1 protein-coding gene is annotated in these 282 nt (G+C 63.1%); it reads right to left on the bottom strand.

What is annotated here, in order from left to right; all coding sequences use genetic code 11:
* On the bottom strand, positions 1-282 hold a 282-nt coding region (locus tag ADL08_RS38170; protein WP_234352138.1), incomplete at both ends, for a hypothetical protein.

Genomic DNA, 282 nt, shown 5'->3' with positions numbered 1-282 from the left:
GCCGGCCTTGTCGTAGGAGTAGTTCGAGGCGACGGAGGGTTCCCCCGTCTTCTGGGGTTCGACGCGGGTCAGGCGGCCCTGGCTGTCGTAGCCGTAGGTGGTGGTGACCTGGGTGGTGTTGTCCTTGCGGGTGCGGATCCTGGTGCCGTCGGTCGTGCCGCCGGTGCCGTACTTGTAGGTGTAAGAACTCCTAACAAAATGCGGTTTGGTCGAAGACTCCGCTGCCGACGGCGGGTGTGGAGTTGCATGACAGGATCCGGCTGTGACGTGTGATGTGTGTGG

This window comes from Streptomyces sp. NRRL F-6492 (assembly GCF_001280125.1).
Classification (GTDB): Bacteria; Actinomycetota; Actinomycetes; order Streptomycetales; family Streptomycetaceae; genus Streptomyces.
This window is presented reverse-complemented; position numbering and strand designations above follow the sequence as displayed.